7 protein-coding genes and 1 pseudogene are annotated in these 7,660 nt (G+C 68.2%); all 8 read right to left on the bottom strand.

What is annotated here, in order from left to right; translation table 11 throughout:
- Positions 1-621 (bottom strand): MmgE/PrpD family protein (locus G3N93_RS29700; protein WP_206134558.1); only part of this gene is annotated, 621 nt, incomplete at its 3' end.
- Complete coding sequence (locus tag G3N93_RS29705) at positions 618-1,481, bottom strand: CoA ester lyase (RefSeq protein WP_206134559.1); 864 nt, start codon at positions 1,479-1,481, stop codon at positions 618-620. The genes G3N93_RS29700 and G3N93_RS29705, both read right to left, overlap by 4 nt.
- Positions 1,478-2,716, bottom strand: a complete 1,239-nt coding sequence (locus G3N93_RS29710) for a CaiB/BaiF CoA-transferase family protein (protein ID WP_206134560.1) — start codon at positions 2,714-2,716, stop codon at positions 1,478-1,480. Before G3N93_RS29710 ends, G3N93_RS29705 begins: the two co-directional genes overlap by 4 nt.
- A 102-nt stretch (positions 2,717-2,818) precedes the next feature.
- Positions 2,819-3,982 carry a zinc-binding alcohol dehydrogenase family protein gene (locus G3N93_RS29715; protein ID WP_174945992.1) on the bottom strand — a complete coding sequence of 388 codons (1,164 nt, stop codon included), beginning with the start codon at positions 3,980-3,982 and terminating at the stop codon, positions 2,819-2,821.
- A 58-nt stretch (positions 3,983-4,040) separates the two neighbouring features.
- A complete protein-coding gene (locus G3N93_RS29720) occupies positions 4,041-4,628 on the bottom strand; it encodes a hydrolase (RefSeq protein ID WP_174945990.1) in 588 nt (195 codons plus the stop codon).
- Between the two features lie 9 nt (positions 4,629-4,637).
- On the bottom strand, positions 4,638-6,128 hold the full coding sequence (locus tag G3N93_RS29725; RefSeq protein ID WP_206134561.1) for an MFS transporter: 1,491 nt from the start codon (positions 6,126-6,128) through the stop codon (positions 4,638-4,640).
- Positions 6,129-6,600: 472 nt separating this feature from the next.
- Positions 6,601-7,347: a glucose 1-dehydrogenase gene (locus G3N93_RS29730; protein WP_174934613.1), complete on the bottom strand. Its 747-nt coding sequence runs from the start codon at positions 7,345-7,347 to the stop codon at positions 6,601-6,603.
- 167 nt (positions 7,348-7,514) lie between these two features.
- A pseudogene (locus G3N93_RS29735) lies at positions 7,515-7,660 on the bottom strand (ABC transporter ATP-binding protein); the annotation flags it as partial.

Genomic DNA, 7,660 nt, shown 5'->3' on the forward strand with positions numbered 1-7,660 from the left:
TACCCCGAGCGCGGCGGCGATTTGCGCGGCGTCGAGCCCGAGCAGCATCGCCGCGGCCGCGGCCGCGCCGACCGTCCCGCAGATCGACGTCGCATGCTGGCCGCGCTCGAAGAACACCGAATTGCCGATCTGCGGGTTGTAGGCGGCCACGCCGAGCCGGATGCAGATCTCGGTGCCGACCGTGATCGCATCGAGCAGCGCCGCGCCCGACGCACCGCTCGCCTGCGCGGCGGCAAGCGCGGCCGGAATCACCGACGCGCGCGGATGCAGCACCGACAGCATGTGCGAGTCGTCGAAATCCATCGCATGCGCAAGCGTGCCGTTGACGAGCGCGGCGCTCGCAGCCGGCAGCCGGTCGGGCGCGCCGATCACGCTCGCCGGCCCGTTGCCGGCCCAGCGCCGCGCGACCTGCAGCACGGACTGCGCGACGGGTTCGTCGTGTGCGATCAGGCTGTTGCCGATCAGGTCGAGCACGCGGGCGGCCGCCCCGACGCGCAGCGTGCGGTCGAGCCCGTCGGCGCGCACCGCCGCTGCGAAGCGGCCGAGCGCGCCGATGATGCCGTCCGGACTCGCTGGCCTCGCGACCGCGGCCGGTGCGGAAAGCGTGTCGGGTGTACTCATGCCGGTACTCCGTCGCGCCGCAGATGGCTCGCAAGCGCGAGCGTCACGCGTGCGTTCGCGATCAGCGGCGGCGCCACCACGCGGCCGTCGGGCAGCACGAACACCGACGATTCGCCGTCCGCCGCATCGACTGCCTCCAGCACGCGCTCGGCCGCGCGGATTTCTTCGTCGGTCGGCGTGAATACCGCGTTGATGACCGGAACCTGCGACGGATGAATCGCGAAGCGGCCGACGAACCCCATCGATTTCGCGCGCAACGTCGATTCCTTCAGACCGTCGAGATCGTTCAGCGTGTGATAAACCGTCTGAATCGGCCCGTTCAGCCCCGCCGCGCGCGACACCACCACGCAGCGCGCGCGACACACTTCGAGCGTGAAGTTGTCGACGCCGATCCGCAGGTCGGCGCGCAGGTCGCTTTCGCCGAGCCCGATCCGCTCCAGCCGGGGCGACGCGGTCGCGAGCGGGTAAGCCGTCTCCACGCCATACGCCGATTCGATCAGGATCTGGATCCCTGCTTCACTGCCGAGCGCGTCGAGCCAGCCCGCGACTTCCTGGATATGCGCGGGAAAATCGCACTTCGGCAGGCGTAGCGCTTGCAGCGCGGGCAGCGCGATCGCCTCGACGTCGTCGCGGCACCACGGACTCCCGATCGGGTTGACGCGCACGTAGGTCGGCTTCGGCGGGCCGCCCGCGAGAATCGCGGCGGCGGCCTTGCGGGCGTCGACCTTGTGGCTCGCCGGCACGGCGTCCTCGAGATCCAGCACGATCGCGTCGGCCTCGCTCGCGTAGGCCTTCTCGACCACCTGCGTCTTGTGCGCAGGCACGTACAGATAGCTGCGGTAGGTTGCGCTCTGTTTCAAATCACACCTCGTTCGGTCAGGTCGGCCAGGTCCTGCGATTCCAGTCCCAATGCGCCGAATACTTCATCGTTGTGCTCCCCGCGCGACGGCCCGCCCCAGCGGATCGCGCCGGGGGTGTCGGACAGACGGAACGGCACGTTGTGCGTGCGGAACGTGCCGAGTTCGGCGTCGGGTATCGTGACGACCGAGCCGAGCGCCGCATACTGCGGATCGTCCAGCACGTCGGCCACGTCGTAGATCGGCGCGACGGCCGCCTCCGCGCGCTCGAACTCGTCGAGCACCTCGGCGCGCGTGCGCTGCCCGATCCAGCCGCCCACCGCCGCATCCAGTTCATCTGCGTGCTTCGCGCGCTCGACGCCGTTCGCGAACCACGGCTGGTCGATCAGGTCGGCGCGGCCGACGAGCCGCATCACGCGCTCCGCGATGCTGTGCGCCGACGTCGACAGCGCGACCCACTTGTCGTCCGACGTCCGATACACGCCGCGCGGCGAATTGTTCGGCGAACGGTTGCCGGTGCGCTCCGGCACGCGCCCCGTCTGGTCGTAGCTCGCGACTTGCGCGCCCATTGCCGCGAGCATCGTCTCGATGATCGCGAGATCGACCACCTGCCCGCGTCCGGTGCGATCGCGCGCCTTCAGCGCCGTCATGATCGCGAAGGCGGCGGTCAGCCCCGCCACCGTGTCCGCCAGCGGGAACGACGGCAGCAGCGGCGGCCCGTCCGCCTCGCCGGTGGCCGCCGCCAGCCCGCTCATCGCCTCCGCGAGCGTGCCGAAACCGGGGCGGCGCGCATACGGGCCGAACTGGCCGAAGCCGGTGACCCGGACGAGCACGAGCCGCGGATTGATCGCGGACAGCACGTCGTAGCCGAGCCCCCAGCGCTCCAGCGTGCCGGGCCGGAAATTCTCGACCACCACGTCGGCCTGCGCGGCCAGCTCGCGAAAGATCCGCTGGCCGTCGGGCGCGCCGAGATTCAGCGTGACCGCCCGCTTGTTGCGCGCGACCACCTTCCACCACAACGGCACGTCATCGCGGCGCGCGCCGTACTTGCGCGCCGGATCGCCCGTCGGATGTTCCACCTTGATCACGTCGGCGCCGTAGTCGGCGAGCATCGTCGCCGCGAGCGGGCCGGCGAACAGCGTCGCGGCGTCGATCACGCGAATGCCGCCGAGCGGCGCACGGCTGGAGCGGTCCGACGCCGTGTCGGCGTCGACCTCCCCGGTTTCCACAGAGGCCATGACGTTCTCCTGCGAGATAGATTGCATGGCGCGCCGCGCATCACCATCGTCTGCATGCCTAAACATCATGCGACGATACATGCACGGCGCGCGCCCCGCGGCTTAGACCGCGTTGATCCGATAGATCGGGAAATATGTCTCGATCTTCCCGTTCAGGTAATCGGACGCCAGCTTCGGCACGTCGTCGAAATCGAAGATTTCGGTCGGTTCCTGGCCGATCCAGCCGGTCGATTCCTGGAAGTCGCGGATCGTGATGCTGTCGTCGTAGCGCCACGCGTGCGTGTGAATGTGCAGGCGGCGGTTGATGCACTCCGTCGCGCGCAGGTTCCACAGGCGCATCCCGGTTTTCCAGCCGACCGTCGCGACGATGCCGGTGCGGCCCGTCACGCGCATCGTCGCCCGATACAGCGCGCCGCCGAGATTGTCGAGGAAGATCGCGACGCCACGGCCGCCGCTCAGTTCGGCGATCGTCTCGGCGAAGACGCGCTCCGACTCGCGGTAGCGTGCCTGATATTCCGGATCGGCCCGGTAGCGCGCCTCGTCATACGCGAGATCCGGAAACTTGCGGCGGTCGACCGGCGTGATGCCGAGCTTCGCGAGCTCCTCGAGGCGGCGGTCGTTGCTCGCGGTCATCGCGACGCGAAAGCCTTCGCGCTTCGCGAGCTGCAGCTCGGCAAGCGTCGTGCCGCCGCCCCAGCCGAACACCAGGTTGTCGGCCGGATCGACGTCCGGCAATTGCGAACGCCAGCACGCCGACGCGACCTTCCAGTTGTCCCATGCGGTGAAGTAGCGGCCGTAGGTCGCCCATTGCAGCAGCGAGTGGCGGCTGTCGGTCGGCACCGGCACCAGGTTGTCGGCGCGCATCTTGGTGCGCTGCGCCATCACGCCGATCGTGCCCGGCGCGTCGTACGCGTAGACGAGCTCGGCGAACCCGTATTCGTCGCGCTTGCCGAACGGCATCACCATGCAGATCTCGCCGTCCTTCAACGTACCGACTGCGCTGCCGCGCTCCAGGACGCGCACCAGCGCGCCGTTACCCAGCACGATCTTGTCCTCGCGGCGCTGGCGGCAGATGTCGACCGGATTGCGCGACAGCGCATGGTCGAGGTTCGCTTCCCACGATCCGTACAGCGGCTCGACGAGCACCTCGTCGGCTTCGAGACTGGAAAATTCGAAGGTTTCGCGGCGCAGCTCGCCCGCAACGGGCGGCTGCTGTCGGGTCGGTTCCGGTCCCGCGTAGAGAACCCATGCATCGGTCTTGATCATCGCCATTCCTCGGTAAACGATTGATGTTTGCAAAAGCGCGCCGAACGATTCGCCGGCTTCAGCGCGACTGAGCCTGCTCCAGTGCCGCCTCCACGTCTGCCGCCGCCGCGACCTGCCCGAGCTTCGGGAAGATCTGGGTCAGCGCGAACGTCTGCGCATCGGCCGACGAGGTGCTGACCGCGTCGCTCACGATGACGACGTTGTAGTTGTTTTCGTATGCCTGGCGCGCCGTCGATTCGACGCCGATGTTGGTCGCGATGCCCGTCAGCACGATGTCGGTGATGCCGCGGCGGCGCAGCTGCACATCCAGGTCGGTGCCGGTGAACGCGCCCCACTGATGCTTCGTCACGACGATGTCGGACGGCTGCACGCCGAGCGCCGGCGCGAACGCGCTCCATTCGGGATCCAGATTCGGCGGCGACGACGGCGCATCCGTCTTCACCTTCAGCGCGACGCCGCCGTCCGGCTGGTAGCTCGTGTGCACGTAGATGACGGGCAGCCCCAGCGCGCGGAAAGCCGCCGCCAGCTCGACCGTCTTCGCGACCACCTGTGCGCCGGTATAGGGCGTGACCGGCAGCGAGACGATGCCGTTCTGCAGATCGATGGCGACGAGCGCGGCGGTGCGATTGAGCGTCGGAATGGACATGTAAAACCCTCACTTTTGTTGTGGAACGGAAGAAACGGCGCCATCGAGGTGCCGGCTCGATACCGCATTGAGCAACAGCAGCACGCTGATGACCGCCAGGACGACGGCAAGCTCGCGCAGGCCGTGATCGCTCGCCGGATGGCCGAGCGCGAGACCGACGAGCGCGAACGACAGGCTGCCGCCGACGTACTGCGCGGTGCGGTACAGCCCCGAGGCCGTGCCGATCCGGTCGGGCGGCGTGCTCTGGTAGAGCGTGGCCTGATTGCCGAGATTGTTGAAACCATTAGGAACACCGAACACGATGGACAGCAGGACGATCGCCGCGATCGGCAGGCTGCTCGTCATCAGGCTCATCACGACGCTGCCGACGCAGAGCAGCGCGGAGCCGATGACCAGCACCGGGCGCGCGCCGTGCCGGTGCACGATGCGGGTCGCGAGCATCGTCGTGACCGTGCCGATGGCGGCGACCGGCAGCATCACGAGGCCGGCATCGGCGGCCGACAGCCCCCTCGCCTCCTGCAGCCACATCGGCAGCGCGTAAAAGATCGCGTAGAACACGGCATAAGTGCCGACGCAGCGCAGATACGTGCCGAGCAGCGGACGGTTTTCGGCCAGCATGCGAATGTCGATCAGCGGCGCCGCGGCCTGGCGCTCGCGGTGGATCAGCAACGGCACCAGCACGAGCGTCGCGGCCAGCAGCAGCCAATCGGGTTCGCGCGACACCGATTGCAGGAACAGCAGCAGGCTCGCAAGCGTCAGCACGAACAGCACGACGCCCGGCAGATCCAGTTCCTTCAGCGTGTCGCGCGCCTGCGCGCCGCGACGGACGGGGTCGGCCGGAATCCACAGCCACGCGAACAGGAAGGCGGCCAGCACGATCGGCACGTTGATCCAGAAGATCGCGCGCCAGCCGGCGAACTGTACGAGCGCGCCGCCGAGCGGCGGCCCGAACGCGACGGCCACCTGCGCCGCGATCGAAATCGCGCCGAGGCCGCCCGTCGGCGTCGCGCCGTTCGCGTGCTGCTGCGACCATGCACGAATCATCGCCATGCCGGCCGGATAGGCGGCGGACGTGCCGATGCCGAGCGCGACGCGCGATGCGATCAGCCAGCCGAGCGTCGGCGCGAACGGCGCGAGCGACGACGCGACCAGCACGATCGCGAGACCGAGACAGAAGATCCGCTTCGCCCCGAAGCGATCGGCGAGCCGCCCCATCGTCGGCTGGCCGGCGGCCGTCGCGAGATAGAGGCCCGACACGAGCCACAGCGTATCGATGCGTTCCTGCGCGGCGCCGTGCGGCGCGAAGGCCTGCTGGATGCTGACGAGCGCGACAGCGATCATCGACGAGTTCAGCGCGTTGAGCAGCGTGCCGAGCACGATCGGCCCCACCAGCTTCGCCGGCAGCCGCAGACCTGCGTTGCGTCGGTCGTCGCCGTCTTCAGGCGGGCCGCCGGCGGCTGGACGTCCCGCGTGCCTGGATCGATCGTGAGTCGTGTTCATGGCGCCTTCGCAAGAGGGATGGGCATCGGTCGATGAATTTCGAACGTGCGTTCACCATACCGCCCGGCGCGCCGCGGATGAAATGGATTGTTGCGATGCACACATTCGCAACTTGAATGGGTGGCTTGCGCGTGACGCATCGACCCAACACCCGACGAGACGGCGGCGCAGCACGAGAAACGCCCGTCAGCCTTGCGCGACGGGCGATCGAGGAGAATTCGGGGGGATGGGTCCGGTCACGTGCGGCGAGCTGCATGCACCGTGGCCGCGCGTGCCGCATGACAGTTTTATGCGGCGGTGCGATGTGGGATCAGAGGGCGGCCTCTACAGGAATCGCAGGCATGCCGCATTCGCGCATCGAATGTCGTGGGTCGTACAGCAATCAGCGGCACGCTGCGTGATCTGCCGAAGCAGACTCACCGCAGCGTCTGCGGGATTGCGCCGCCCCTGCTGCCGGCGCGGCGTGATCCGGTCAGTTCAACCCGCCGCTCACGACGAGATGCTCGCCGGTCATCCAGCGTGCGTCGTCCGATGCGAGGAACACGGCAACCGACGCGATGTCGTCCGGTTCGCCGAGACGGCCGAGCGGCGTCTCGCTGCGCACCTGCTTGTCGAGGTCGGAACCGATGATGCCCGCGCTGTGCGTGCCTTCGGTCACGATCATCCCCGGGTTGATCGCGTTCACGCGAATCTTGCGCGGGCCGAGTTCGAGCGCGAGCACGCCGGTGATCGCGTCGACCGCGCCCTTGGTGCCGCTGTAGACGGCGCTCGCGGGCGGCGTGATGCTGGTCACCACCGAGCTGATGTTGATGATGCTCGCGCCTTCGCCGAGATGCTTGACGGCCGCCTGGGTCATCAGCAGCACGCCGAACACGTTCGTGTCGAACTGGCGACGGTAATGTTCTTCCGTGATCGCCTCGATCGCGCCGAATTCGTACACGCCGGAATTGTTGACGAGCACGTCGAGACGGCCATACGACTCGATCGCCGTATCGACGATGCGCTGCGCGTCGGCTGCCTTCGACACGTCGCCACCCACCGCGACCGCGCGGCCACCGGCTTCGACGATCGCGCTGACGACCGCGTCGGCGCCCGCCTTGCTGCTCGCGTAGTTGACGACGACCGACGCGCCTTCCGCGGCCAGCGCCTTCGCGATCGCCGCGCCGATGCCCTTCGATCCGCCCGTGACGATCGCTACCTTGTTTGCCAGCTTGCTCATGATCTCATTCCTCAGTCAGAAGACTCTCGATGGATGGTGCCGGTTGCCGGGTTGTTGCGCCGATGCGCAACCGGTATGGCTGGCAATTTACTGTGCGGTGCGGCAGCGATAAAGCGGCTCGACACGAATTGACTGGCGGAGTTTTCCGAACAATCGCGCGCGCGCCGTCAGCCGGCGCTCAGCCATGCGTTCGCGACCTCGCCACCCAGGCCGTCGAGTGCGCCGTCGTAGACGATCCGTCCGCGCCCCATGACCGCGACGCGCCGCGCGAGCCTTGGCGCGAACTGCAGCCGCTGCTCGATCAGCACGATCG

Origin of the sequence: Burkholderia sp. Se-20378 (assembly GCF_017104665.1) — a bacterium.
GTDB classification, from domain to species: Bacteria; Pseudomonadota; Gammaproteobacteria; order Burkholderiales; family Burkholderiaceae; genus Burkholderia; species Burkholderia lata.